We start from the raw sequence: 24,838 nt of genomic DNA, 5'->3' as shown, positions 1-24,838 counted from the left end.
AGCGGCCCGAGGGGCCCGCGGCTTCTCGTCGTCGGCATTGCACCTGAGGTTCACTGCCCTGTCCCTATGGGACTGTACCTGAGGTTCAGTGCTGACGGAAGGGCCCGGCTCGACGGATCCGGCCGTGTCGGCAGAGCGGGCCCGCCCGGCATGGCCGGCGCTCAGCCGACCAGGCGCTGAGCCGCCGAGGCGCTGGGCCGACCAGGCGCTGAGCCGACGTCGCGGGCGCGCGCCGCACGGAACTCAGGGCAGCAGCGTGTGCACCCAGGGCGTCTCCGCCGGTACGAGTCCGTGCGGGACGGGGACCGGCGCAGGTCCGCCCGGCACCGGGATCGCGGTGATCGTCATCCAGCCGGTGCCGTCGGAGGGGACCAGGCCCGGGACTTCGCGCATCATCGCCCACTCCTCGCGCATCGTGAGGTGGGAGTCGATCAGCAGCTGGTCGCCGTCGGCGCTCGCCTCGATGAGCGCGGCCAGGCACGCCTCCTTGTCGGCGCGCGACGTCGGGCCGGCGTACGGGCGCGAGAGCAGGGAGATCTCCGGTGCCCCGCTGGCACTCGCGGCCCCGCTCGCGTCCCCGCCCTCGCCCTCGCTTCCGTCCTGGTTCCCGGCGTCCGCGTCGGACGCGTCGTCGGCGGGCCACACCAGAACCGCGGCGGCGATCCGGCCGTCCCGTTGCAGCACGCGGCTGCGACCGCGGTCCCAGGTGCCCGGGGTCTGGGGATCGTGGTCCTCGCCGAGCTCGGCGAGCATCACCTCGCGGGGCGCGGTCGGCGACCAGGAAACGTGCTGGTCGATGTAGTGGTCGACCTCGAGCGCGAGCAGGTCCGCGGAGTCCGCGGGGCGCGGGGGACTGATCGAGACGGTTCGGTCCGGGGCGTGCTGCGTCGCCCAGGCCCGCATCTCGGGGCCGACGACGTACCGCCACGGCGGCGTGACCTGCACGGCGATCCCGCCGAAGCGTGCGGCGAGCTGCTGGTCGGAGACCTGGTGCTCATAGATCTTCATGCGCGGGGGCACGCTCGAGGCCTCGACCTGCGCGTGCAGCAGGGCATCGTCCACGCCCTGCCCCTGCACATCCGGGGCGACCTCGAGCAGCATGACGCGGGAGTTCGGATGCACCGTGTTGTCCACGGCGCGGCAGTGCCCGACGATGCGCTCGCCCGCGCTGTCGGGCACCACGGCCACGAAGGAGCGACGGTTCCCGCCCGGCCGCCAGCGGTCCTCGATCAGGTCGGGGAAGGAGGACGTGCCGCCGTCGGCCCCTGCGGCCCCGTCGGCTCCTGGATCCCCGCCGACTCCTGCGTCCCGGCCGACTCCTGCGGTGCCGCCGGCTCGGGCGACGTCTGCCGCCGTCGTCGGCCGCACCCGGACGGCCGTCGTGCCGCCGCTCATGCGTGCGCCCGGTGCGCGGCGAAGACGCCGCCGTCGCCGAAGACGCGGTCCACGAATCTCTCGGCGATGCGGGCGTGCGCCTCGGGGCTCGGGTGGAGGGCATCGGGCAGCGGCAGCTCCGCCTCGTCGCGCGCGCCGTAGAGCTCGAGCCCGTCGAGAGGGTGGAGATGCGGATCCTCACGGGCGGCGCAGACCTCTGCGAGCGCCTCGCGGACGGCGGGCAGGTCGAGTTGGCCGCCGGCGATGCCGGCCGGATCGCCGGTGGACATGAAGCGGATCTCTCCGTGTGCGAGGGCCTGCGGGTCCACGGCGCTGGGCCCGGGGACGCCCTCGAAGAGCCCGCAGTGCAGCGGTGAGATGAGCACGAGCGGGGTGTCCGGATGACCCTGCCGGATCGTGTCGAGGAAGCCGTGCAGGGCGGGCACGAGCGCCCGACGGCGCATGATGTCCCCGCCGACCACGTTGATGCCCAGCTTGAGGCTGATGATGTCGGCCGGAGCATCCCGGATGACCTGCGCGACGGGGGCATCGATCAGCGCGTTCCCGCTGAAGCCGAGGTTGCGCAGGTCCGCGCCGACAGCGCGGGCCGCCCGCACCGTCCAGGTGCCCAGCGGGGTCGCCGCGTTCGAGCCGTGGCTGATGGAGCTGCCGTGGTGCACCCAGCGCGCTCCCGAAGAGGCGACGGGCCGCACCAGCGGCCGTCCGGCGCCGTCGGGCTCCGCGCGCAGGGACTGCAGCAGGATGTCCTCGCTGTACGGCAGCCACAGCTCCACGCGGTGCGTGCCCGGCTCGAGCTCGATCCGGGTGGTGTGGGCCGGGCCCGGGCTCGACGTCGTCGCGCCCGCGGCCGGGTCGATGACGATCAGAGCGCCGCCGGTGAGGACATCGTGGGTGTTCACCTCGCCGTCGACGACGATGTCGAGCACGCCCCGCGGGCGCTGCGCGGCGGGGAAGGCCGAGCGCGTGGCGTGCATCGTCAGCTCGAGGGCGCGGGCGTCGGTGTCCAGCACGAGCCGCACCCCGGCGGGCTGGCGCTGGGCGCCCATGAGCCCCGGCTCGGGCCAGAGCCTCCGCAGCCAGGCCGGAAGTCGATGGACGCGCACCCCCTCGGCCGTCTGCTCGAGGTCCGCATGGCCGTGGAAGAACGGCTCGGTGATGTCGATCGTGTGCACCCGGTCAGCCTGTCACGGCCCCGCCGCCCGCGGAGGAGGGTCGCGGTGGCCGGTCAGAACCGGCGCTGCATGTCGGGGGCCTCGTCGTCGGCCCCGAATCCGGCCGCGAGGTAGGTGGCGACCGCGCCGTCGCGGGAGCTCGGCGTGCACACGATCGCGCTCGAGGCGCCCATGGCGCGCAGCGCGTGCACGGCGGAGAGCGTGATGCCGCGTCCGAAGCCGCGCCCGCGGTGATCGGGATGCACGGCGACGGGCTCGAGCAGCCCGGGGCGGCCGACCCCGGCCGACCAGACCGTCGCGATCGCGACCGCGGCGTCGTCGTCATCGCGGCCGAGCAGCGTGAGCGAGGAGGCCGCGAGCGGGGTCGCGGCCATCCTCGCCCAGCGCCGGGCGTGCCGGTGCAGCTCGGCGGGCGCGGGCTCGCGCTCGCGGAATGCGGCGAAGTGGACGCGCGCCCACTCCTCGACGGGGGAGAGGCGGGCCGACGGCTCCTGGACCGGCTCGTCCTGCGAGAAGTCGGGTGCGGACTGCGGGTCGACGACGTCCGCCGAGGCCAGGGCGTCGCTCATGTCCGGCATCGGGCCCAGGTCCAGGCGCAGGGGCGTCCAGTGCTCGCCCTCCTCCCAGCCGTCGGCCCCGAGGGTCCGGGTGAGCGCGGTGCTCCCGCGCGCCTCGACGGAGCCGGGGCCCTCGTCGAAGATGCAGTGGGTGGGGTCGGCGAGGTCGCCCGAGATCCGACGCGCGAGGACCTCGTCGGTCTCGGCGCCGGGGGCGAAGGCCAGGCGCAGCAGGTCCGGGCCGTCGAGCAGCCCGATCGCGGCCGGCACGTCGTCCAGCTCCCAGACGCGGGTCGCCGCAGCGGTCGACGCCAGCCCGTTCATCGCGTGCCAGCCCAGGTCACCGGGGTGCAGCTGCACCGGAGCGTCGTCGCGCTGCCAGCTGGCGAGGGCGTCGGCGGCGAGGAGCAGCTCGGGGACGCTGGGGGCGCGCAGTGTCGGGTCCATGGCACAAGCACACCGCGTCCGGGCCCGTCTGGCAATCGCGGGTCCCGGAGGTTCCCTCGGTGGACCGCCCGTCACGCGACGTCGGCGAGGATCTCGAAGCGGGTGAGGCGCTCGCGGTAGTAGTCGGCGTGGGCGGCGACCGGCTCGATGGTGCTGCGCACAGGGATCGGGGCGCGCTCGGCGTCGGGCACGGTCTGCTCGAGGGCGAGGAGGGCGGCGCCGCGCATGGTCGAGCGGGAGATCGCGACGTGATCGATGGGGGTCTGCAGGGCGTCGGCCAGCAGGTGCAGCCAGGCCGGGGCGTTCTCTGTCATGCCGCCGGAGAGCACGATGCGCTGCGGGGCGCCGCCCACCTCGCGCAGCTGGTCGGCGATGCGCAGGTAGGACAGCGCGAGGCCCTCGAAGCTGCCGCGCAGCAGGTCCTCGGCGGTGGTGGAGGCGGAGACGTTCGCGAAGATCGCGCGGGCGCTGTCGCGCCACTTGGTGCCGCGCTCGCCGGAGAGGAACGGGACGACCAGCGGCGTTCCCGCCTGGGGTGGGGCACCGAGCAGGCTCTTCGTGTCGATCTGGGAGACGTCCTCGGGGATCGCCAGGCGCGTGCGGGCGAAGTCGAGCAGACGCCCGGCGTCGCTCATGGCCGAGCCGACGAGGGTGCGGCGCGCGTCGACGCGGTAGGCCCAGAGCCCCCCGGGCAGGGTGCCGGTCTCGGTGTCGAGCAACTGACGGATCGCGCCCGAGGTCGCGGTGGAGATGCCCCAGGTCCCGGGGCCCACGGCCCCGATCCCGAGGTTCGCGGTCAGACCGTCGCCGACGACGGGGATCCAGGTGGCGTCGGCGAGCGCGGGGATCCGCTTCGCGAGCGGGGTGCCCGCGACGGGCTGCCCCTGCGAGGGGTCGCGCGGGCCGCCGAGACGGTCCGCGGAGACCCCGGTGGCCTCGAGCAGCTCGGGCACGTACTGGCCGGTGCGGCGGTCGATCATGCCGCCCCAGGCGGCCGAGGCGGTGCCCAGCACGCCTTCGCCCAGCAGCTTCAGGGCGACGTACTCGCCGAGCGCCATGAACCCGCTCGCGCGGGAGAAGACGTCAGGGTGCTCCTCGCGCAGCCAGCGCAGGCGCGGCGCGTTGTACGAGGAGTGCAGGCGGGAGCCGGTGCGGTCGTGGAGGGCGGTGGTGTCGAGCTCCTCGCGCAGCGCGCTCACCTGGTCGCGGCAGCGGGTGTCCGCGTACGTGATGCACGGGGTGAGAGCAGTGCCGGAGGCGTCGACGGCGATCAGGGAGGAGGCGAAGGTGTCGACGCCGATGCCGACGACGGGCCCGGGCAGGGACCCCTCGAGCACGGCCTCCATGGCCACGCACAGCTCCTCGACGACCTGGTCGGCGTCGATCGTGGAGGTGCCGTCGGCCGCCGTGGTGAAGGAGTGCTCGACCTTGTGGTGGCGCGTGCCGACCTCGCGTCCGGACGCGTCGTAGACGGCGGCGCGGCTGCCGCCGGAGCCGACGTCGAGTCCGACGACGAAGGGGCCGACGGCGTCGTCGGTCGGGATCGAGAAGCGCGGGGTCACAGGTCCTCCAGCTGGTGGGCGTCGCGATGCCCGGCTGGTCCGGGCGCGCGGCCGCGCGGGATCACTGCACGGCGATGCGCTCCAGGATAGGGAACGCCCCGTCCGACGCGAGCGAGCGGCCACCTGTTGCCGTCGGGCGGCTCAGGACAGGCGCGCTGGCGGAGCGTGGCCCCGAGGGCGTTTCGGAGGTGCCGCGAAGGACTCACGGGTCGCGCGCACCGGACTGCACGTTGATAAAGTTATCGGCCGATACGACGACTGATAATGTTATCAAGATGCGTACGCCTGTGGACTCACCATTCAGCCCCGGCTCGGATACCGTCCCCCAGGTCTGGGCGGGCAGGACCGGCCAACTCAGCGACTGGCGTGACGTGGTCCGCCCTCGTCGACTGGCAGGGCTGCCTGAGCGCGGTCGGACAATCCTCGGTGAGGCAGGGCTCGGGGAGTCTTCGCTCGTGCGTCGGATCGCCGCCGACGCAGCAGAGCGTGGGGACTGGGTGACACCCCAGCTGCGAATCCCTTCCGGGTCCGACCCCCTCAAGCGGGTCGCGAAGGCGCTTCTGGACGTGGCTTGTCAGGCAGGCCTCGCGACGGCACGCGAAAAGCGGATCGTCGAACTTCTCAATCGTGTCGAGACTGTCGCGGCAGCGGGCGTCTCCCTGACGCTCCGGGAGAGCCAGGGCCCCGAGCCTTACTCGACACTGACCGAGCTGCTGATCGAGCTCGGACGTGCCGCGATCCATCGGGGCGAGGTCATGGTCCTCATTCACATCGACGAGGTACAGAACATCACCTCCGAGGACGCACTGTCGCAGCTCCTCGTGGCCCTCGGGGATGCGATCGTCCACGAAGAGGAAGTCACGGCACCCGGCGGTCGCCTCATCAAGCGAGCTCTGCCACTCGCGATCTATCTGACCGGCCTACCGGAGTTCAAGGACATGGCGGGGGCTCGCAAGGGCGCGACCTTCGCGCGACGCTTTCACACGACCACGTTAGGGCCACTCGACGACGACGACCTCGTCAGTGCCCTACGTCCGTTCATCGTGGGCGGCTGGGAGATCCCTGGCGAGCAGGGCGGATCCACCAGGATCTTCATGGAGGAAGAAGCGCAGTCGGCGATCGTCGACCTCTCGCGCGGAGAGCCCTTCCTGTTCCAGCTCGCCGGGGAGAAGGCCTGGTATGCGGGAACCGACGACGTGATCACAAGGGAACACGTCACCAAGGGGTGGCAGATGGCCCGCGACGAGGCCAGGGACCATGTCGAACGGATCCTTGCCCGCCTACCTACCCGGGAGCGCGAGTTCCTGGGAGAAATGGCGGAACTCGAGCCCTCCGAACGCACTCTGACGACAATCGCCCGCAAGATGGGACTGACCCAAGGATCGGACGCCGGCCCGACCGCCCGACGGTTGGATTCTGTCCGGGGCATTGTCACGCGAGGAAAGCCCTACACGTTCCGTCACCGTGCGGTCGAGGCGTACCTGACGACGAGCTGGCCCGAGATCCCCACCAGCACACCCGACGACACTGCTCCCTGACGGCTCTACGCGCGACACCGGATCAGGCATACACCGTTTGGGTGACGGCGAGACGGGAGGGGAGAACCCTCGCTCGCTGCGAGGTGCTGGTCAGCCCTTCGGTGAGCTGGTCGACCCCGAGCTTGGCGGTCATTACGCCAAATTCCTCGAGCTCCGAAGCGGCGGCGCGCCGGTCGAGAAGGGGGTGTCGATCCCGCCGAGGAACGTGTAGATCTGGGTGGGGAGAGCGATGAAGGTGTCGGTGAAGGGGAGCTTCGCTCTGACGAAGCCGCCGGCGTAGTCGTCCTCGACTCGCTCGGGAAGTTCTTCTCGGACTTCGTCGATGGCCCAGCGGATCGGGAGCAGCTGTGCGAGGTTGAGCAACTGGGTGAACTCGTTGTCGCTGATCTGGAGAGGGTCCTCGACCACTCCGCCTGGAGGGTCAGCGAAGTGGCTCGCCCAGACCCGAGGCGCGGCCCCCATTCCTCGGCGAGCGGGGAAGTATGCGACGGATGCCGCTCTGATCCCCTCGGTGCCGATGAGGCGGACGAGCTCATGCCTCGGCGAATTGAGCTGTTCGAGTGCGTCATTCAGAGGCTTCGAAAGTGTTCCGTCCATCGTCCCTTTGGCCTCCAGGAGCACCCTGGGGAAGGTCTTGGGGCTGTTGGGGGTGAAGCTGTATCCGAGGAGGTCGGGGCGCTTCTCGCCCGCGACCTTCCCGGCGATCTTCCCGTAGAGCAGCTTGAGGACCAGGTCGGAGTGGACGGTGGTCTGGACTTTGAGCGCCTCCCTGGCGACGAGGGCGGCCTGCGCCATGCCGAGGTGATAGCTCACCTGTGCGCGCTCGGTCCCATCGAGGGTCTCGTGGTCTGTGGAGAGCACGAATCCTTCGGAGGACTCTTCGAGGAAGGCCTCGATCGTTGCGGCTCGCCAGATCTTCTGGAGCGCCGAGCGCTTGGGCTGGTTGGTGAAGATGCCGGAGTCGCCCACTGCCACGGCTTCGGTGACGACATCCAGCAAGCTGCTGGTCATGACGCCATCCCAGCCCACGCCGGCTGTCGGCTTCTGCTGTTCGGGGAGGGTGGCGGTCGGCGGGTTGGCGTTGAAGCCGCGTGCTGAGTAGTGGATGTCCGGCATCGGTAGCTCCTTGGGAAGCGAGGGGTGCCGGGCGTCGGGGACCGGGTGCCCGGCCGGTCGGGCGTACTGGCGGCTCAGGACATGCAGGTCCCGGTGTACCTCTCGAACAGGGCCTCCTGAGCCTCGTCCACCTCGGGCGTGCCGGCGTCGATCACCGCGGTCGCGTCGTCGATGTTGTCCTGCGCCGTCTGCAGATAGGTGCGCCAGGTCGAGAGGTGGTCCTCGAGGTCGCTCGGCGGGCTCTCGATCTGGTCGACGAGGTCGATGCGCTGCTGGATCGTCGCCTCGTCGACCATCCCGGGGATCACCGGGGTGAAGACCGTTGCGGCGGTCTCCGTGTTGTTCGTGAGCACGTCGCAGAAGTCGCCCTGCCCTGCGCCGCAGCCGGCCAGGCCGAGGGTGAGGACGGAGGAGAGGAGGAGGGGGAGTGCGGTACGGGATCGCATGCAGTCGATCCTAGGGGGCGCCCCTCACCCCTCCGGCGCGGCCCCGTCCGGGTGCCCGAACTCCTCGGCGTAGCGCGCCCGGAGCTCCTCCCAGCCGTGGTCCATGGCGTCCATGCCCACGAGCCGCTCCTGGTCCAGGCCGCTGAGCTGGGCGTCGAGCACCGCGAGGCACACCTGCCAGCCGGCCGCGAAGTACTGGGCCTGCTGGACGTCGGGCAGGCCCACCTGGATGTCGAGCCGCCCCTCCTCGATCATCCAGCCCATCGTGGCGTCGGCCCAGCGGTGGGTGAGCGCGTGCTGCCCCGCGGTAGCGAGGACGTCGGCCGCGACCGGGTCGTCCCCTGGGTTCTCGCGGCTGAGCGCCGGGCCCACCTCGGTGAGCGGACGGTCGGGGACGACGGGGGACCAGCGGGCGAGCTGCTCGGGATCGGTGATCGCCCGCCACAGCTGCTCCTCGGTGCCGGCGATGTCGACCTCGAGGACCAGGGTGTCGTCGGCGATCTCCGCGCGCACGGGCAGGTCACGGATGCGGGTGTCGATGTCCACGGGGTGCGTTCCCTCGGCGCCGGTGCTGTCGCTGCTCATGGGGCCTCCTCACGGCGGATCCGCGCCGGCGTCGGCGCGGGCTCCCGTGATCATCTCACCCGGCGGTCGCGCCGGACGGGGCGCGGGACGGGGCGGCCGCGTACTGCGGCGGCTCGCCCAGCAGGGTGATCCCGGGGATGCGCTCCGCATGCTCGGCCGCGATCGCCCACAGGCGCTGCACCATGAACTGCACGGCGGGGTTCTTCGCGGAGGACCGCCGCACCCACACCTGCAGGCTGCGCCGCGGCGCCGGGGCGCGGAGCGGGAGGACGACGACGCCGGGCGGCGGGTTCTGCTCCAGGAGCGAGGGCTGCACGCTCACGAAGCCCCCGGAGGCGATGAAGCCCAGCACGGCGGAGTAGTCGGGCGGATTGACCTCGACCCGGGGTGTGAACCCGGCGGCGTGGCAGGCCGAGAGGATCCGAGCGAACCAGGTGGAGTCCAGGGGGTCGTCCGTCGCCCACGGGATCTCGGCGAGATCCGCGAGCGCCACGCTCTCGCGCGAGGCGAGCGGGTGGCTCGCGGGCACGAGGGCCACGTACGACTCCTCGAGGAGGTCGCAGAGCTGCCAGTCGGTGCCGGGCTCCGCGTCGATGTCGTCCGCGATCAGCACGTCCCCGCGCAGATCGAGCTCGCTCACCGAGCAGTCCCGGTGCAGGAGGGTGAGGGAGAGGTCGGGGAACGCCTCGCGCACGTCCTGCGCGAGGCGCGGGACCCAGGTGGCGGCGACCGAGGTCATGTAGGCGAAGGTGAGGGTCCCGGAGCGTCCCTCCCGCAGGTTCGCGGCCAGGCGCTGCACGTCGTCGAGGGCGTCCAGGGCGGTGCCCGCGGCCCGTGCGATCTCCGCGCCCGCAGGGGTGATCTCGATGCCGCGGCCGGAGCGCTCCACCAGGTCGACGCCGGTCTCCCGGCGCAGCGCGGAGAGCTGCTGGCTCACGGCCGACGGCGTGTATCCGAGCGCCTCGGCGCTCGCGCGGATGCTGCCGGTCGCGGCGACGGAGCGCAGCACGCGCAGTTTCACGGGATCGAGCATGCGGCCACCCTACGACCGATCAGCAGTACTGAACAATGGGGTAGGAATGTTCGCTTGTCCTTCCGGATTGGCGGTCGCAGGATCGACGCATGACCACCTTCGTCATGGGCATCGCCCTCATCCTTCTCATCGCCGCCGTCTCCGTCGCCCTGGGGGCCGCGATCCGCGTGGTCCTCGGACTCCTCCTCCCCGCCCCTCCGCCCGACGACGACCCCCGCTGGGTGCGACGCGCCGATCCGACGCCGCGCACCCCGGCCGAGGCCTTCGAGCACGGGAACGCCGCGATCACCCGCACCCTCGCCCCCGACGCGACCGTCCCGGTCGCCCGCCTCGCCCGGGACGACGAGCCGCCGTCCCCTCCCGAGCCCGACGCCGCGCGCGACCAGGACCCCGTCGGCCGCGCGATCGACCGCATCGCCGTGCGCTTCTGACGGCCGCGGCGTCGGCCGGGCTCACTTCCTGCCGGAACGCCCGCCCTCGATCTCGCCCGTGCGCTGCTCGCGTCCGATGCGCAGCAGCACGGCGGCCCAGGATCGCAAGGGCCGCCATGCGGAGCTCACCGCGGCGACGTCGGCATCCTCGCCGTAGCGCTCGGTGATCTCCTGCGCGAGGCGCCGCTCGTTGCGGGGGAGGGCGTCGGGGGCGTTCGCGCCGCGGATCACCACGAGCTCGGCGGCGAAGGGGCCCAGGCCCAGGATGCCCTGCACCTCGGTGAAGGCGTCGTCCGGGTCGAGCCGTCGAAGGTGCTCGCCATCGAGGGTTCCCTCGAGCGCGGCGCGGGCGACGGCCCGCAGGTACTCGGCCTTGCGCCCGGGCAGGTCGAGATCCGCCTCGAGCAGCGCGCCCGGGGCGGGGAAGGCGCCGCCCTCTCCCAGGTCCGCGGTGAGGCGCTCGCGCAGGGAGGCCGCCTGGGTGATGCGGATGCGCTGGGAGAGCACGGCCCACGCGGCCGCCTCGTAGGGGGAGTGGAAGCCGCACGGTCGCAGACCCGGCAGCTCGCGCTGCAGCCCTCCGATCACCGGATCGTGCTCGCCGACCGTCGGCCACGAGGCGGCGTCGACGTCGAGGGAGAGGAAGCGCGCGACCTGCGCGACCGCCGCCTCGGGGTCCTTCGGAGCGCTGCCGTCCGTGCGGCCGACGGTGATCCGGGCGGTCGACCCGTCCTGCGTGACCTGCGCCCGCAGCGGCTCCCACGTGCGCTCGGCGCGGAACACGGTGGTCAGCGGGCCCTCCTGGGAGGGGAGCCGCTGCGGGGCGAACCCCTCCCAGAAGCGGCGGCTCGTGCTCAGCGACCAGGGTCCCCTGACCTCGAGGTCCTGCGTGATTGCGCCGCCGGCTGCCATCAGGCGGGGACCTGCCCGGTGTGGGCCGTGAGCGCGTAGCCCTCGGGGCCGACGAAGCTCATGGTGCGGCCGAAGGGCGAGTCGGTGACGGGGCCGAACATCTCGACGCCCGCGCCGACGAGGTGATCGTGCAGGGCATCGGCGTCCTCGACGGCGAGCCACAGGGCGACCCCAGTGCCGGGCCGCGGGCTCGCCGCGCCGAGGTCGACGCCGGGCAGCGGCTCGCGCACGGCGAAGGGAATCGGGGAGGTGGCGAAGACGACGGCGCCCGGAGGGGACGCGGGCGCGCGGCGCAGACCGAGGTGCTCCTCGAAGAAGGCCGCGGCGGCGTCGAGGTCGCGCACCTGCAGGGCGATGAAGTCGGGACCGGTGGCGGTCATGGTGGATCCTTCCGAGCAATATCAGGACGCTGATATACAACCGTCGGGACGACGCTATGTCAAGATGCTGATATGGATGGATCGGGATCGGGATCGGTATCGGAGTCAGTTTCGGACGCGGGCGCGGGTGCGGAGATCGGCGCGGGGTCGGGCCGGGCCGCCGCACCGGTCGCCGCCGAGGATGCCGGCGCCGTGGTCTCGGCTCCCGGCGACCTCGGACGACGGATCGGCTACGTGCTCAAGCGCGCGCAGGCGTCGCTCCACTCCCGGATGGACGCGAGGCTGCGGCCGCTCGGGCTCACGGTGCCGCAGTACGTGTGCCTCCAGAACCTCCGGCTGCGCCCCGGGCAGACCAGCGCGGAGCTCGCCCGTGCCGGCTTCGTGACCGCCCAGTCCATGCACAGCGTCGTCACGGGCCTGCAGACTCGCGGGCTGGTCACGCGGCCCGCCGCCGCCCCGAGCGGCAGGCGCCTGCCCATCGAGCTCACCGACGAGGGGGAGTGTCTGCTCGGCGAGGCCGACGAGCGGGTGCGCGAGATCGAGCGATCGATGCTCAACGCCCTCGGTGCGCCCGGGGCCGAGCAGCTGCTCGACGGCCTGGGCGCGCTCGTGCGGGTCCTCGACGACGAGGGGTGAGGAACCGGGTCGCGGTGACCGGCCCGGAACAGGTCACTCCGGGGTCCAGCGCCGTGTCAGCAGTTCCGTGGCGAGGCGTCGTGCATCTCGCAGGCGGTGGGCGTCCCCGTCGATCCCCCGATGCGCGATGGCGCCCTCGAGCAGCAGGAAGAGATGCTCGGCGACGTCCTCGGCCGCAGGTGACTCCACGGATTCCTCGACGAGCTCTCCGAGACGCATCCGCACATGCGCCTTGTGGGCGCGCACCACGACCTGCCCCGGGTGGTCCGGGGGCAGCTCGCCCGCGGCGTTGAGGAAGGCGCAGCCGCGATCCGTCTGCTCGGCGTCTTCGTAGGCCTCGAACACGGCGAGCGCCCGCGGCGGCGACGCGGCGGCGACGTGCATCTCGAGCGTCTTCCGCCAGGCCTCGTCGCGAAGCTGAAGGTAGGTGGCGACCAGTGCGTCCTTCGAGTCGAAGCGATCGTAGAGCGTGCGCTTGGTGACCCCTGAGACCTCGGCGATCGTGTCCACCCCGACCGCACGGATCCCGTTCTCGTAGAACAGGGGGCCCGCTGCCTCCAGGATGCGCTGCGCGCCCGGGGTCAGATGTGCCGTTCGGTCGGGATCGGCGGGCGGTGCCGTCCCGCGCGCCTCTCGTGCGTCATCCATGTCGTCCCCTCCGTCTCGTCTGCTCCCGGATTGACTTCACCGACCAGTGAAGTCTAGCGTGCGAGGGAACTTCACAGACCTGTGAACCGAAGGGGGCTTCGTGGACGCGAGCAGCCACACCGAGACGCGCGGCGACACGGGTGCGCGCACCGCACGGCGGCTGCACGGCGCCGCTGGGCGGGAGCTCGGCACGGATGCCCTGCTCGCCGTCGTGGCGCTCTCCCTGATCGGCGTCTGCTACGGACTCGCCCGGTTCGCCTTCGGCCTCTTCCTGCCGACGTTCCGCGAGACCTTCGACCTCACCTCCCGGACCGCGGGCCTCATCGCGTCCTCGAGCTACCTCGCCTACTGCGCGGGCATCATCGGCGCTGTCGCGCTCTCCCCCCGGTCGGGATCGCGCACGGTCGCGCTCGCCGCCGGAGTCCTGGCGACCTCGGGGATCACGCTCGTCGCCACGGCCATCAGCCCTGCGATGCTGCTCGGCGGAGTGGCGATCGCCGGCGCCAGCACCGGCGTCGCGTCGCCGCCGCTCGCCCAGGCGATCGCCCGCTGCGTCGCTCCGGCCAGGCGCGACCGCGTGCAGTCGATCGCGAACGCAGGCACGGGAGCCGGCGTCATGCTGTCCGGTCCCGTCGCCCTGCTCGGCCAGGATCATTGGCGCCTGTCCTGGGGTCTCTTCGCGCTCGCGGCATTCGCGGTGTGCGTCGCGGTCGCCGTCGTGGTTCCTCAGGTGCGGATCGTGCCGACGGACGCGAGGCGCGGAGGACCGCGGGCGGGGCGTGGTCGCGATGGTGCCGAGCGCGGTGAGCGCGGGTCGAGGGCCCGAGCCGCGGGCAGCCCTGGGAGGGCCGATGCCTCCACGGCGAGCACGCTCGCCCTCGCGCGACTCATGGGGGCGGCGGCCGTGATGGGGGCGGCGAGCGCGATGGCGTGGACGTTCGGGCAGGACCGGATCGCGGGCTCCGACGGGGCGGGGCCGCAGGTGGGAGTGACCGCCTGGATCGTGCTCGGCGCCTGCGGCCTCGGGGGAGCGACCGCCGGCGACCTCGTGCGTCGCCTGGGGACGCGCGCCGCCTGGGCGCTCCTCATGGGGCTCCTGGCCCTATCGACGGTCGTGCTCGGCATCGCCCCGGACAGTCCGCCGGCCGCGATCGCCGCGTGCGCAGCCTTCGGCGCCGCGTACGTCGCTCTCACAGGGCTCGTCCTGGTGGGGGCGACCCGCATCCGTCCGGAGCGGACAGCGGTCGTGGTGGGCGTGGGCTTCCTCGCGATCGCCCTGGGCCAGACGCTTGCCACACCGTTCTGGGGAGCCGTCGCTGACCGGGCGGGAGCCGAGGCGGCGTTCCTCGGTGCAGGCGTGCTGGCGCTGGCGGGTACCGTGCTCGCGCCTGCGGGGCGGCCGGGCCCGGGCCGGGATGATCCGGCGCACAAGCACCGCGCGAGCGAACGCTGCCCCGAGAAGGATCCGTGAGCTGCGGCGTGCGGCGGGGTCCGGGACCAGTGGATCGCGGACCGGACGCCGACCCCGCCGGTCCCGGCCGCCTCAGCCCTCGCCGCCCCCGAACCGCGCCGGCGGCAGCGGCGGGGCCGAGGCCGCGGGCGTCTGCTCGAGCGTGGCGAGGGCCTCCTGGATCCCGCAGCTGAGCTGCGGGTCCTTCCCTGCGAGCCACTCGTTGGGCGGGAACGGGACCTCGATGTCGGGGTCGACGCCGTAGTTCTCGATGGTCCAGTCCACGCCCGCGAACCAGCTCGCGTACTTCGGCTCGGTGACGCCCGTGCCGTCGACCAGGTCGAAGCGGCCGTCGATGCCGATCACGCCGCCCCAGGTGCGGGTGCCGATCAGCGGGCCGATGTTCATGGCCTTGGCGACCGCGCCCACGATGTCGCCGTCGGAGCCGGCCTCCTGGTTGGTCACGAACACGACCGGCCCCCGCGGGGCCAACGCCGGATAGGTGGAGGGCTGCTCGCCGCGCGGGTAGTCCCAGGAGACGACCCTGCGCGCCAGGCGGTCGGTGACCAGCTGCGAGGTGTGGCCGCCGTTGTTGTAGCGCACGTCCACGACCATGCCCTCCTTGGCGGAGGCGTCCCGCAGGTCGCGGTGCATCTGCGCCCAGCCGCTCGAGACCATGTCGGGGATGTGCAGGTAGCCCAGGCGGCCGTCCGAGTGCTCGGCGACGAAGGCCCGGCGGGAGGCCACCCAGTCCTGGTAGCGCAGCTGCGACTCGTCGGCGAGCGGCGTGACGACCACGCGGCGGCGCTCGCCGTCGCGCTCGAGGACGATCTCGGTGGGCTTGTCCGCGCAGCCCGCGAGCAGGGGGCCGACGCCCGCGCCGGCATCGACCGCGCGGCCACCGATCTGCACGATCGCATCGCCCTCCTGCGCCGCGACGCCGGGGGCGAGCAGCGGGGAGCGCGCATCGGGATCCGAGGAGTCCCCGCGCAGGATCCGCGCGAGGACGAGCCTGTCGCCCTCGACCCGGAAGTCCGCGCCGAGAAGACCGGGCGCACCCTCGGTCTCGAGGTCTCCGGGCACCGGCATGATGTAGGCGTGGCTGGTGCCGAGCTCGGCGACGACCTCCCACATCATGTCCGCGAAGTCGTCGGCGGTGACCAGGCGGTCCACGACCTCGTCGTACCACGAGACCATCGCGTGCCAGTCCTGCCCGTCCATGTCCGCCCGCCAGTACTGCTGCGCCATGAGCCGGTAGTTGTCCCAGAGCATGCCGCGGCGCTCGAGCACCGGATCCACGCGCAGGGTGAGGCGCCCCAGGTCGATCGTGATCCGGGCCGGATCGTCGTCCTCGACCTTGCGGTCGGCGGGGACCTGCACGAACGCCTCGCCCTGGCGGATGACCAGCTGCTTCCCGTCGCCCGAGACCCACACCTGGTCCACGCCCTCGGCGAGCACGGTGACCTTGTGATCGGCGAACGCCCAGAGCTCCAGGGTCGGCTTCGGGCCCTCGTCCTCGACGCCCGCGCGGGTCGCCCCCAGGACGCCCTCGGCGGGATGGCGCAGCCAGACCACGCCGCCCGCGACGGCCTGCAGATCGGTGAAGTGGCCGGAGGGGACGGGGAACGGAACGATCCGGTCCTCGGCCGCCTCGAGGTCGATGCTGGTCCGCGGCGGACGCTCGGCGTCCTGCGCCCCCGCGGCGCTCGACGCGGTCGCCGGCGCCGAGAGGTCCGCGGCAGCGGGCGCGCCGCGGTGGGTGTTGGTGCGCGCGGCCCCGGAGGCGGGATCGGCCGACGGGCCGGACGAGCCCCCGTCGGACCCTGCGCCGGCAGCTCCCGGCGCGCCGGCGCCGTCCCCGGGCTTGTCGCCCGGCTTCTCCTCGCCGCCGAGGACCCAGCCGTCGGCATCGGGCCCGAAGGGGTCGCGCGTGGTCCGCTCGAGCGGCAGCAGGTACGGGCGCTGGGAGTCGACGAAGCCGAGGTCGAAGACGATGTCGTCGTACTGGGTCTCGAAGGTGCGGGCGGAGACGAACGCGAGGTGCTTGCCGTCGGCCGTGAAGGCGGGCGAGGACTCGAGGAAGCGTCCGCTGGTGAGCGCGCGGCCCGTCGGCTCCGGGTCGTCGACCTCGGAGACCATGAGCTGGGAGACGAACTCGCTGCGCGGCTGCGCCCAGGCGAGGAACCGCGAGTCCGGCGACCAGGCGAGGTCGCTGATCTCGCCGTGGTGCGAGGTCCCCACCTCGCGCACAGAGTCCAGGCGCGGGACGGCGGGGTCGTCCTCGGCGGCGCGTGCGTCCTTCCCGCTGGCGCCGGCCGGGTCGAGGACGCCGCGCAGGGTCACCACGCGCACCACGTAGTCGTGGGTGGCGATCGCGATGCGGGTGCCGTCGGGCGAGGGCACGGCGTGGAGGATGCGGCCGACGGGTCCCAGGTCGAGCGTGATCTGCTCGCCCTCGGCGTCGAGGCGGCGCAGCGCGAGCGCGTCCGAGCCCGTGCGGCCCTCGAAGGCATCGGGGTCGGTGCGGTCGCCCTGGGCGAGCTCGTCGGTGACGACGACCGCGAAGGGCGAGCGGCCCAGCGGCGCCGCCTCCCGGAAGCGGAGTCCGCACGAGCCCGCGAGCAGGCGCGACGGCCCGCCGCGATGGGTGAGGACGTGCGCGGAGCCGCGCCATTCGACCACGCTCGCGCGGGCGTCGAAGGTGGGGCGCATCGCGAGCAGGTTCTTGTGCGGGTCGGCCGCGCGCATGCGGCGGGCGGAGCCCACGCCGGCGACGATCACGGGGATCTCGCGCGGCGCATCGTCGGGCCCGTCCATCGAGAACAGGCGGCCGCGGGAGGAGAAGACGATCGAGGAGCCGTCCGACGCCGGATCGCGCAGATACCCGTCCTCGCAGGTCAGGTGCGTGTGCGCACGCAGATCCGAGCCGTCCAGGGCGACGGACCACAGGTTGCCGGTGGCCCGGTCCGTGATCGCGGCGCCCTCGCCCGGGGTGTCCGAGGCGAACAGCAGGCGGTCGCCGGCGAAGGCCAGGCGCGTCTTGTTCGCCAGCAGGTCATCGCGCAGCGGCTCCCACGAGCGGGCGGCGTGGGCCTCGTGCGGGGCGTCGATCGGCAGGGACTCGCGGCTGATCCAGAGCCGTGCGGCGGTGCCGCCCTGGTAGTGCTTCCAGGTCGAGGGTTCCTTGCGCCACATGGTCGCGACGACGGTGGTCCCCGTGGCCTCGTGCACGGCGACCTCGCTCGCGCGGCCGAAGGGCAGCAGCTCGGCGTGGCCCTCGGTGTCCAGCGCCCAGAGCTGCGCATCGCGCGAGGACAGCGTGGCGCCATGGCCGGTGGTGACGATGATGCGGCCGTCGGGCAGCCAGCCCGCGACGCGGGTGTGCCGGTTCGCCCACCAGGTGAGGCGGCGCGCGGCGCCCGTGCCGTCGATCGGGACCACGTGCACCTCGGGGCTCCCGGTCGCGCGCGAGGTGAAGGCGACCTGCGTGCCGTCCGGAGAGATGCGCGGGTAGACGACGGGAGCCGAGTCCTCGCTCAGCCGCCAGGCGTGGCCGCCGGCGAGCGGGGCGGCCCAGACCGCGTCGGCCGCGGTGAAGACGACGAGGTCACCGCGCACATCGGGGTAGCGGAGGTACGCGGTGCCGGGTGCGGCGGAGGTGCGCGCGGCATCGGAGCTGCCGGGTGCGGGGGAGGTCGTCGAGGCGGTCGTCGAGGGTGAATCGGTGGGCACGTCAGCAGGCGTCGATGGCATGCGGTCCACAGTAGGCCCGCGCGCGGCGGGGCGGGAGGGGGTTTTCGGGGGCGGGGCGGCGGTGGAGTCGGATCCGCCGATGGGGAGTCGAGTCGCCTATTCGAGCAGAGTCACGTACTGCTTGCGGGCGGGCATCGCGTGGATGACCTCTTCCGTGCCGTCGTCCCCCATGAGCACCACCAGTTCCAGTAGGCGCGCCTGCAGGTCGGATCCGAGGCGGAGTTCGCGCTGTGGATTCTCGTCGTCGAGGTCGGAGGCGAAGAGCCAGTTCTCTGCTGCATGCACAGAGTCCTCGGTGGAGACTCCATGCTTGCGCGCCGAGGCGCGAACCCTCATGTCGTTGCCCAGTCGTGCACTGCGCGTCGGATCGCTTCGGATCGATTGAGATGCTCGCGGTCCGCGCGCTGCATGAGTGCGGCGAGTTCTTCGTCGGTGAACCGCACGGGAACCACCTTCGCAGCGGTGCGTCCGCGCGTGCGCCGTCCCCGTGTGCGGAGCTCTTCGATGTCGTACCCGGCTTCGGCTTCGGCCACCCAAGCATCGACCTGCTCCTCGGTGACCTCCTGGCCGTTGATCTCTCTCATGCCGGGAGCGTATTACGAAAACCATCTCGGAGCGAGAGGGGACCGGTGCTCAGCGGCCGTCGGCCAGGGGCCAGTCCTCCTCATGGGTGAACGGCACGGCGACGACCTGTACTGGATCTTCGTAGACGATGCGACCAGGGGTCCTCGTACGCAGCTCCGCCCAGGGCGGTTGGGCACGGCACTCTGGAAGCGGATGAACATGCCATGAGGGTACGAAGGCGACGCCAGGTCACGCGTGCGGTGTCGGCACGCAGCGTTTCGGGCCGATCCGCGTTCAGTCTCGTGGATAGCGGCACATCTCTGCGTCCCGGCTCCCGGGAACGACGTACTCGCTACCGTGGACGGCATGGGTGCAGATCTTCGACGAGCGTCCGGAGCCATCACCGCGGTGATCGTCATCGTGACGGTGATGCTCGCCTTCACCGTGCACTGGCCGGCGAACGCGAAGGTGGCGATCGCTGTCGTCGGCCTGCTGATAGCCCTGGTGGTGCGCGACCGCCTGGTGGTCCGGGAGTACCGCGTGGACCACGGGCTCGACGTGCGCACGGGGGAGCCGGAGGTGCTCGGCTACGACAACGAGAATCCGGCCGAGGACGGGGAGCGGACCGACGACGAGGTTCGGGCCGACGACTGGGAGCGGGCCGACGACAGGCGCGGCCCGGTCTGAGCCGCGCCGCGCCCGTCACGCCGCTTCCGGGCTCTCAGCCCTCCCGCTCGGCCGTGGCGAGGTTCGCGCGCAGCTGCTCGGCGTTCTGGCGCACCACGTACGCCGGACGGTCGCGCTCGACCCTCCAGGACTCGCTGAGCGGGCTCACGTCGACCGCGTCGAAGCCCAGCTCGTCGTACAGCCTCGTCGCGAACTCGACCGCCTCGGGGTGATCGCTCGAGACCGCGAGCGCCCGACGGTCCGGCGTGCCCGCCGGGGCGACGTCGGTCGTGATGTCGCCGAAGGGGATGTGGTTGAAGGCCTTGACGACCTTCGAGGTGGGCAGGTGCTCCTGGAGCATCTGCGAGGTGGTGGTCCGGTTCGCGTCCAGCGCCGGGATCTGCCCGTCGCGCCCGGGGTAGTAGTTGTTCGTGTCCAGGACGATCTTCCCGGCCAGGGGGTCGACGGGGATCTGGTCGATGGCCTTCAGCGGCACGGTCACCACGACCACGTCGCCCGCCTCGCCCGCCTCCGTCGCGGTCGCGGCGCGCGCGCCGTCACCGAGCTCGGAGACGAGGTCCGCGAGCGTCTCGGGTCCCCGCGAGTTCGCGATGACCACGTCGTATCCCGCCGTCAGGGCCGCACGTGCGACCTGGCTGCCGATGTTGCCTGCGCCGATGATGCCGATGGTTGTCATGCATCGTGCAACGCCCGGCGGCCGGAGATGTTCCCCGGGGGAGGGGTGTGACGGCGTGTGTCAGGTGTGCGGGGCGGGCACGGGGTCCGGCCCGGGCGGCCTCGACGGGGCGAGTCGGCGATCGTGTCCGCTCCGCCAGTCCCGCGCTGCACCGCGAGGGGGCGTGGCGTCGTGCGGCGGTGATGGATTCGCGGACCGTGCATCCATGGCCCCTCAGCGTGCAGGCAGGTCCGTATGCGGGGTTCGTTGCACGAGTGGGGACCATGGATGCGCTCCCACATCGCGAACGCCTCGCTCGAGGCCTGTTCACGGCCTCGCTGCCGACCCCTCAGATCCCGTACTCCACGACCACCGGCGCATGGTCCGACAGCCGCGTCCCCGCCACCTCCCGGTCCACGGCATCCCACCGGGCGCGGCGGGCGAGCCGCGGGGTGGCCAGGTGGTAGTCGATGCGCCAGCCGGCATCCTTCGCGAAGGACTGGCCGAGCCATGACCACCAGGAGTACGGCCCGTCCTCGTCGGGATGCAGCGAGCGCACCACATCCACCAGCGTGCGCGGGCCGAGCTGCCGTCCGAACCACGCCCGCTCCTCGGGCAGGAAGCCGTCGTTCTGCTGGTTCCGCCGCCAGTTCGCGAGGTCCTGGGGCGCATGGGCGATGTTCATGTCGCCCATCAGCAGGTATTCGCGTCCGGCCGCTGCGGCCGCCCGACGCGTGCGCGTGAGGTAGGTCGAGAAGGCGGCCATGAACGCCATCTTGCGCTCGTAGCGAGCCCCACCGTCGGGTGCCTCGCGCATCCGCTCGGGTCGCTGCAGCTCCGCGGGCAGTCCGCCCTTGGGAAGGTAGAGGCTCGCGATCGTCACGGGCGCTTCCGCGAGGTCCACCTCGATGTAACGGCCCTGATGGGCGAAGGGGCGCAGACCGCGGGGGAGCGTGACGCGGTCCTGCGCGGGGACCTCGATGAGCGGAGTGTTCGAGGGTAAGTCCGGCGCTGACGCTGATGCCGATGCCGATGCTGATGCCGATGCTGATGCCGACGCCGATACCGACGGCTCGGCGAGCAGTGCCTCGCCGCTCCACGTGCGTACGCCCACGGGCCGCTGCCGCGTCAGCACGGCGACCCCGTTGCGCCCGGGGATGCTCCCGGTGTCGAGGGCCGCGTGGTACTCCCCGAAGGCGCCGTCGGGCAGCTTGTCGGCCTGGGCGCGCACCTCCTGCAGGGCGACCACGTCGCATCCGCGCTCGCGCAGCCATGCATCGAACCCGCGGCGAAGGGTCGCACGGATGCCGTTGATGTTCACGGTCGCGATGCGCAGGGCCGACGCCGCATCTCCCGCCGCTCGCCTGGTCGTCTGCACCTCCGCTGCGGTCGCGGCATCCTCGTGCCCGCTCATCGCAGCACCTCCCGCGCGGCCCGGATCCGCCGCGCGCACCCGGGGGCGAGCCCGCTCGGCAGGGAGTCGACGGGGAACCAGCGCACGTCGCGGCTCTCCTCGCTCACGACGATCCGTTCGCGCGGATCGGCGACGGCGGTGAAGCCGATGTCCCAGTGGGCGCGGCACGTGAACGCGCCGGCGAGCTCGTGACGGTCGAGGTCGGTGATCGCGTCGGTCGCGAGGGCGAGGTGCTCGAGTCCGGACTCCTCGCGGGCCTCGCGCAGGGCGGCGTCGGCGAGGCTCGCGTCCTCCCGCTCGAGGTGCCCGCCGACCTGCACCCAGAATCCGCCCTTGCGGTGAAAGCACAGCAGCACCTGCGCCCCGTCGGGCGAGAGCACGAAGGTCGAGGCGGTCACGTGCTCGGGCGCGAGCCCCTTCCACAGCGCGGACCCGCCGTGCTCGTGGACGAAGGTGAGGTAGTTGTCGCGGGCCGCGAGCGCGGGTGAGGCGTCGTGGGCGGGCACGGCCTCGAGGGCGCGCAGGACGTCGGCGAGCATCGGATCATCGGGGAGCACCCCACGATTGTCCCTGCTCGGCCCTCTGCCCCGAACCGACGTCCCGCGCAGTCGCGCTCAGAGCTCCGTCTTGCCGGAGATCCCGGGACCCTCGTCCCCGCGGAGCTTGGCGACGAGCATCTTCGCGGCGGCCGCCGCGCGCGGTCCCGGGACGCCCCAGTACTGCGCGGACTCGCCGTGGACCTTGACGAGCCCGAGGTCCGGATCGTCCGTGCCCTGCGGGAAGTACGCGTCCAGCTGGTCGTCCCACAGCTCGCGGGCCTTCGCGGCGTCCTCGACGAACTCGGCGGTGCCGGCGACGGACAGCCAGCTGCCGGTCTCCGCGAAGGCGAGGTTCACCTGGGTGTTCCCCTGCAGGGCGGAACCCTGCTCGCCGCTGCGGCCCACGAAGAACCACACGCTCGCGTCGTCCTCGACGCGCATGGGGGTCATGGGGTGGGAGACGATCTTGCCGTCCAGCACCGTCGAGAGCATCACGAAGCGCTGCTCCCGCATGATCTCGACGGCCTTCTCCTGGGTGAGCTCCTCGGGATGGGGCATGTCTTCTCCTTCGATCGCTCGCTGCGCTCGATGAGCGCCGACGGGCGGCGCTCCCGCCGGGTCCGCGAGACTACGCGCCCGATCCGGGCGAGGACAGTGCGGCCGACGGGCCGAGGGCGCATGCTTGCCCCGTGGACCTCTCCTTCGACACCACGACGATCTCCTGGCGCGGCCCCGCGCCGTTCGTCTTCGCGCGCGTGCCCGAGGACGAGTCCGATGCGATCGCCGACGTCGCGCCGTACGTCACCTACGGCTGGGGCGCGATCCCCGTGACCGCCCGCATCCAGGACGTCGAGTTCACGACCTCGCTGTTCCCCCGCGAGGGCGTCTACCTGGTGCCCGTGAAGGTCGCCGTGCAGCGGGCGACGGGCGTGGGCGTCGGGGACGACGTGCATGTCGAGCTGCATCTGGAGATGCGGGACTGAGCTGCGCGCCGCCTCAGACCTCGTCGCCCTCCACGGGTCCCTCGGTGTTCGGCTTCCAGCCCAGCGCCGGCGCGACGTGCTCGGCGAAGGACTCGAGGATGTGGAGGTTCAGGTCGACGCCGGCCTGCGAGGGGATCGTGAGCATGAGGGTGTCGGCGCTCTGCACGGCGGCGTCGGCCTTCAGCTGCTCGATGAGGTGGTCCGGCTCGCCGGTGAACGTGCGGCCGAAGGTCGAGCGCATGCCGTCGATGATGCCGATCTGGTCCGCGCCCTCGCCCGGGCGCATGCCGAACAGCCGACGGTCCTGCTCGTCGACGATCGGGAACACGCTGCGCGAGACGGAGACGCGCGGGCGTCCGGTGTGGCCGGCGGCCCTGTACGCGGCGCGGAAGCGGTCGATCTGGTCGGCCTGGAGGTCGCCGAAGGACTCGCCCGTGGCCTCCGTGAGCAGGGTCGAGCTCATGAGGTTCAGGCCCATGCGGCCCACGTTCTCGGCGCTGTCGCGGCTGCCCGCGCCCCACCAGACGTGGTCGATGAGGTCGGGCGAGTGGGGCTCGATGCGCAGTCCCGCCCCGGGCGCGGAGCTGGACATGTACCCGTTCTCGGCGGCGCGGGCCATTGGCTCGCCGCGCACGGCACGCAGGAACAGGTCGAACTTCTCGCGCGCCACGTCGGCCCCGCGCGGGTCGGTCGAGCCGTGGTAGCCGAAGGACTCCCAGCCGCGATCGGCCGGCTCCGGGCTCCCGCGGGAGACGCCGAGCGCGAGGCGGCCGTCGGCCAGGAGGTCGAGCGCGGCGGCCTCCTCGGCCAGGTAGAGAGGGTTCTCGTAGCGCATGTCGATGACGCCGGTGCCGACCTCGATGCGCCGCGTGCGCGCCGCGGCGGCGGCCAGCAGCGGCATCGGCGAGGCCGACTGCCGGGCGAAGTGGTGGACGCGGAAGTAGGCGCCGTTCACGCCCAGCTCGTCCGCGCCGACGCTGATGTCGACGGCGTCGTGCAGCATCTGGCGCGCATCGAGGCCGGGAGCGCCGACGGCGCTGCCGTAGTGACCGAAGCTCAGGAATCCGAAGGCTCGCATGATGGGGTCAACCGTACTCGATCATTGAATATTCCACGAGATGCGGGAGGTGCGGCCGTCGACGTCCGGGGCGGGGACGCCGGGCGAGGACGCAAGGTCAGCACGCAGGCGGGGTCGGGTGAGGAGCCCGCATGCGGGCGAGGTTTCAGGACAGCAGCATCCACATCAGGGCGGCGAAGTTCACGAGGGCCGTCGCGGCGGGTCCCGCCGTCTTCCATCGGTCGTGGAGTCGGCCCCCGATCACGGCGTCGGCCGTCTGCACGAGGATCATCGCGACCGCAACCGCTGCGACGATGCCCTCCGACCCCGTGGCCACCGCGATGAGGGCGACAACGAGCAGGGCGAGGCTGCGTGAGAGAGCGTACTGCGACGGGATCCGCGAGAGGTCGTCGGCCTCGCGGAGCCCCACGACGGCGTAGACGAACGAGACCAGGGCGCTGATCGCCGTGACGATACTGCAGATCAGGAGGGCGAGGGACATGGGAGCACCGTATGCGCACGCCATTCCCGAGCGCCCGGAGAACCGTGCAGCGGACGGGCGCCCCCATCGGTCGTCGACCTGCGCGCCGTCCCTGCGCGGCCGCTCGCTATCCCCCGGAGCCCCGCGCCGCGTTCCGCAGGTGCCGCCTCGCCGTCCGCTCGTTCCCGCGCCGGTAGTTGCCGGTCAGGCGCGCCATCAGCTCCTGCGCGTCACCGGACTCGGCGTCCTCGAGGAAGTCGGCCGCGCGATGCCCGCGCAGCGTGGTCGCCGCGCGACCGTGGTGCAGGATCACCACCTCCTCGCTGCGCTCGACGTACTCGAAGCCCTCCGGTCTGCTCATGGCGGCACCGTACGTCGGCCCCGCGCGCACGGCCAT

The 24,838-nt window shown here is 72.5% G+C and carries 27 protein-coding genes; 6 read left to right on the top strand and 21 right to left on the bottom strand.

Annotation, left to right across the window (positions count from 1 at the left end; genetic code table 11):
- Positions 1 to 243: 243 nt before the first annotated feature.
- From FHG10_RS13820 to FHG10_RS13805, 4 genes are all read right to left on the bottom strand, one after another.
- The gene (locus tag FHG10_RS13820) at positions 244 to 1,395 is read right to left on the bottom strand and encodes a hypothetical protein (protein WP_152353915.1); all 1,152 of its coding nucleotides are present in this window, start codon (positions 1,393 to 1,395) and stop codon (positions 244 to 246) included.
- On the bottom strand, positions 1,392 to 2,567 hold the full coding sequence (locus tag FHG10_RS13815; protein WP_227488260.1) for a GDSL-type esterase/lipase family protein: 1,176 nt from the start codon (positions 2,565 to 2,567) through the stop codon (positions 1,392 to 1,394). Before FHG10_RS13815 ends, FHG10_RS13820 begins: the two co-directional genes overlap by 4 nt.
- Before the next feature lie 53 nt (positions 2,568 to 2,620).
- The gene (locus FHG10_RS13810; protein WP_152353914.1) at positions 2,621 to 3,571 is read right to left on the bottom strand and encodes a GNAT family N-acetyltransferase; all 951 of its coding nucleotides are present in this window, start codon (positions 3,569 to 3,571) and stop codon (positions 2,621 to 2,623) included.
- Positions 3,572 to 3,642: 71 nt separating this feature from the next.
- Positions 3,643 to 5,133: a gluconokinase gene (locus tag FHG10_RS13805; protein ID WP_152353913.1), complete on the bottom strand. Its 1,491-nt coding sequence runs from the start codon at positions 5,131 to 5,133 to the stop codon at positions 3,643 to 3,645.
- Between the two features lie 455 nt (positions 5,134 to 5,588).
- On the opposite strand from FHG10_RS13805, the gene FHG10_RS13800 reads away from it, so the two are divergent.
- Positions 5,589 to 6,671, top strand: a complete 1,083-nt coding sequence (locus FHG10_RS13800; RefSeq protein ID WP_227488259.1) for an ATP-binding protein — start codon at positions 5,589 to 5,591, stop codon at positions 6,669 to 6,671.
- Between the two features lie 132 nt (positions 6,672 to 6,803).
- On the opposite strand, the gene FHG10_RS13795 is transcribed toward FHG10_RS13800, so the two are convergent.
- The 4 genes from FHG10_RS13795 to FHG10_RS13780 all read right to left on the bottom strand — a co-directional run bounded on the left by FHG10_RS13795 (position 6,804) and on the right by FHG10_RS13780 (position 9,851).
- Complete coding sequence (locus tag FHG10_RS13795) at positions 6,804 to 7,787, bottom strand: hypothetical protein (protein ID WP_152353911.1); 984 nt, start codon at positions 7,785 to 7,787, stop codon at positions 6,804 to 6,806.
- Positions 7,788 to 7,861: 74 nt separating this feature from the next.
- On the bottom strand, positions 7,862 to 8,233 hold the full coding sequence (locus FHG10_RS13790; protein WP_152353910.1) for a hypothetical protein: 372 nt from the start codon (positions 8,231 to 8,233) through the stop codon (positions 7,862 to 7,864).
- 24 nt (positions 8,234 to 8,257) lie between these two features.
- The gene (locus FHG10_RS13785; protein ID WP_152353909.1) at positions 8,258 to 8,818 is read right to left on the bottom strand and encodes an SRPBCC family protein; all 561 of its coding nucleotides are present in this window, start codon (positions 8,816 to 8,818) and stop codon (positions 8,258 to 8,260) included.
- 55 nt (positions 8,819 to 8,873) lie between these two features.
- On the bottom strand, positions 8,874 to 9,851 hold the full coding sequence (locus tag FHG10_RS13780; RefSeq protein ID WP_152353908.1) for a LysR family transcriptional regulator: 978 nt from the start codon (positions 9,849 to 9,851) through the stop codon (positions 8,874 to 8,876).
- Positions 9,852 to 9,940: 89 nt separating this feature from the next.
- Between FHG10_RS13780 and FHG10_RS13775 the strand changes: the two genes are divergently transcribed.
- Positions 9,941 to 10,282: a hypothetical protein gene (locus FHG10_RS13775; RefSeq protein WP_152353907.1), complete on the top strand. Its 342-nt coding sequence runs from the start codon at positions 9,941 to 9,943 to the stop codon at positions 10,280 to 10,282.
- Between the two features lie 21 nt (positions 10,283 to 10,303).
- Here the strand turns inward: FHG10_RS13775 and FHG10_RS13770 are convergent, their stop codons facing one another.
- Together FHG10_RS13770 and FHG10_RS13765 are read right to left on the bottom strand one after the other, a co-directional pair.
- Positions 10,304 to 11,194 carry a DNA-3-methyladenine glycosylase family protein gene (locus FHG10_RS13770; RefSeq protein WP_152353906.1) on the bottom strand — a complete coding sequence of 297 codons (891 nt, stop codon included), beginning with the start codon at positions 11,192 to 11,194 and terminating at the stop codon, positions 10,304 to 10,306.
- On the bottom strand, positions 11,194 to 11,574 hold the full coding sequence (locus FHG10_RS13765; RefSeq protein ID WP_152353905.1) for a VOC family protein: 381 nt from the start codon (positions 11,572 to 11,574) through the stop codon (positions 11,194 to 11,196). Before FHG10_RS13765 ends, FHG10_RS13770 begins: the two co-directional genes overlap by 1 nt.
- A 192-nt stretch (positions 11,575 to 11,766) precedes the next feature.
- On the opposite strand from FHG10_RS13765, the gene FHG10_RS13760 reads away from it, so the two are divergent.
- Positions 11,767 to 12,210 carry a MarR family winged helix-turn-helix transcriptional regulator gene (locus FHG10_RS13760; RefSeq protein WP_227488258.1) on the top strand — a complete coding sequence of 148 codons (444 nt, stop codon included), beginning with the start codon at positions 11,767 to 11,769 and terminating at the stop codon, positions 12,208 to 12,210.
- 33 nt (positions 12,211 to 12,243) lie between these two features.
- On the opposite strand, the gene FHG10_RS13755 is transcribed toward FHG10_RS13760, so the two are convergent.
- Positions 12,244 to 12,858: a TetR/AcrR family transcriptional regulator gene (locus tag FHG10_RS13755; protein ID WP_152353903.1), complete on the bottom strand. Its 615-nt coding sequence runs from the start codon at positions 12,856 to 12,858 to the stop codon at positions 12,244 to 12,246.
- Between the two features lie 100 nt (positions 12,859 to 12,958).
- On the opposite strand from FHG10_RS13755, the gene FHG10_RS13750 reads away from it, so the two are divergent.
- Positions 12,959 to 14,329 (top strand): MFS transporter, encoded by a 1,371-nt coding sequence (locus FHG10_RS13750; RefSeq protein ID WP_152353902.1) that lies wholly within the window; start codon positions 12,959 to 12,961, stop codon positions 14,327 to 14,329.
- Positions 14,330 to 14,401: 72 nt separating this feature from the next.
- Here FHG10_RS13750 and FHG10_RS13745 read toward each other — a convergent pair whose 3' ends face one another.
- From FHG10_RS13745 to FHG10_RS13735, 3 genes are all read right to left on the bottom strand, one after another.
- Positions 14,402 to 18,061 carry a S41 family peptidase gene (locus FHG10_RS13745; RefSeq protein ID WP_152353901.1) on the bottom strand — a complete coding sequence of 1,220 codons (3,660 nt, stop codon included), beginning with the start codon at positions 18,059 to 18,061 and terminating at the stop codon, positions 14,402 to 14,404.
- A 96-nt stretch (positions 18,062 to 18,157) separates the two neighbouring features.
- Positions 18,158 to 18,346, bottom strand: a complete 189-nt coding sequence (locus tag FHG10_RS13740; protein ID WP_319803213.1) for a toxin-antitoxin system toxin subunit — start codon at positions 18,344 to 18,346, stop codon at positions 18,158 to 18,160.
- A 47-nt stretch (positions 18,347 to 18,393) separates the two neighbouring features.
- Positions 18,394 to 18,645 (bottom strand): ribbon-helix-helix protein, CopG family, encoded by a 252-nt coding sequence (locus FHG10_RS13735; protein ID WP_152353899.1) that lies wholly within the window; start codon positions 18,643 to 18,645, stop codon positions 18,394 to 18,396.
- A gap of 346 nt (positions 18,646 to 18,991) precedes the next feature.
- Between FHG10_RS13735 and FHG10_RS13730 the strand changes: the two genes are divergently transcribed.
- Positions 18,992 to 19,312, top strand: coding sequence for a hypothetical protein (locus tag FHG10_RS13730; RefSeq protein ID WP_152353898.1), 321 nt, complete (start codon positions 18,992 to 18,994; stop codon positions 19,310 to 19,312).
- 34 nt (positions 19,313 to 19,346) lie between these two features.
- Here the strand turns inward: FHG10_RS13730 and FHG10_RS13725 are convergent, their stop codons facing one another.
- From FHG10_RS13725 to FHG10_RS13710, 4 genes are all read right to left on the bottom strand, one after another.
- A complete protein-coding gene (locus tag FHG10_RS13725) occupies positions 19,347 to 19,988 on the bottom strand; it encodes an NADPH-dependent F420 reductase (RefSeq protein ID WP_152353897.1) in 642 nt (213 codons plus the stop codon).
- Between the two features lie 328 nt (positions 19,989 to 20,316).
- Positions 20,317 to 21,303 carry an exodeoxyribonuclease III gene (locus FHG10_RS13720; protein ID WP_152354011.1) on the bottom strand — a complete coding sequence of 329 codons (987 nt, stop codon included), beginning with the start codon at positions 21,301 to 21,303 and terminating at the stop codon, positions 20,317 to 20,319.
- Between the two features lie 74 nt (positions 21,304 to 21,377).
- Positions 21,378 to 21,938: an NUDIX hydrolase gene (locus tag FHG10_RS13715; protein WP_227488257.1), complete on the bottom strand. Its 561-nt coding sequence runs from the start codon at positions 21,936 to 21,938 to the stop codon at positions 21,378 to 21,380.
- A 57-nt stretch (positions 21,939 to 21,995) separates the two neighbouring features.
- A complete protein-coding gene (locus FHG10_RS13710) occupies positions 21,996 to 22,478 on the bottom strand; it encodes a pyridoxamine 5'-phosphate oxidase family protein (protein WP_152353896.1) in 483 nt (160 codons plus the stop codon).
- A 131-nt stretch (positions 22,479 to 22,609) separates the two neighbouring features.
- Between FHG10_RS13710 and FHG10_RS13705 the strand changes: the two genes are divergently transcribed.
- Positions 22,610 to 22,903 carry a DUF1905 domain-containing protein gene (locus tag FHG10_RS13705; RefSeq protein ID WP_152353895.1) on the top strand — a complete coding sequence of 98 codons (294 nt, stop codon included), beginning with the start codon at positions 22,610 to 22,612 and terminating at the stop codon, positions 22,901 to 22,903.
- 13 nt (positions 22,904 to 22,916) lie between these two features.
- Here the strand turns inward: FHG10_RS13705 and FHG10_RS13700 are convergent, their stop codons facing one another.
- The 3 genes from FHG10_RS13700 to FHG10_RS13690 form a co-directional block, all read right to left on the bottom strand.
- On the bottom strand, positions 22,917 to 23,981 hold the full coding sequence (locus FHG10_RS13700) for an LLM class flavin-dependent oxidoreductase (protein WP_152353894.1): 1,065 nt from the start codon (positions 23,979 to 23,981) through the stop codon (positions 22,917 to 22,919).
- Between the two features lie 145 nt (positions 23,982 to 24,126).
- Complete coding sequence (locus FHG10_RS13695; protein ID WP_227488256.1) at positions 24,127 to 24,462, bottom strand: hypothetical protein; 336 nt, start codon at positions 24,460 to 24,462, stop codon at positions 24,127 to 24,129.
- 106 nt (positions 24,463 to 24,568) lie between these two features.
- Positions 24,569 to 24,802: a hypothetical protein gene (locus FHG10_RS13690; RefSeq protein ID WP_152353893.1), complete on the bottom strand. Its 234-nt coding sequence runs from the start codon at positions 24,800 to 24,802 to the stop codon at positions 24,569 to 24,571.
- Positions 24,803 to 24,838 lie beyond the last annotated feature (36 nt).

This window comes from Brachybacterium subflavum (assembly GCF_009299795.1).
In the GTDB taxonomy this organism is placed as follows: domain Bacteria; phylum Actinomycetota; class Actinomycetes; order Actinomycetales; family Dermabacteraceae; genus Brachybacterium; species Brachybacterium subflavum.
This window is presented reverse-complemented; position numbering and strand designations above follow the sequence as displayed.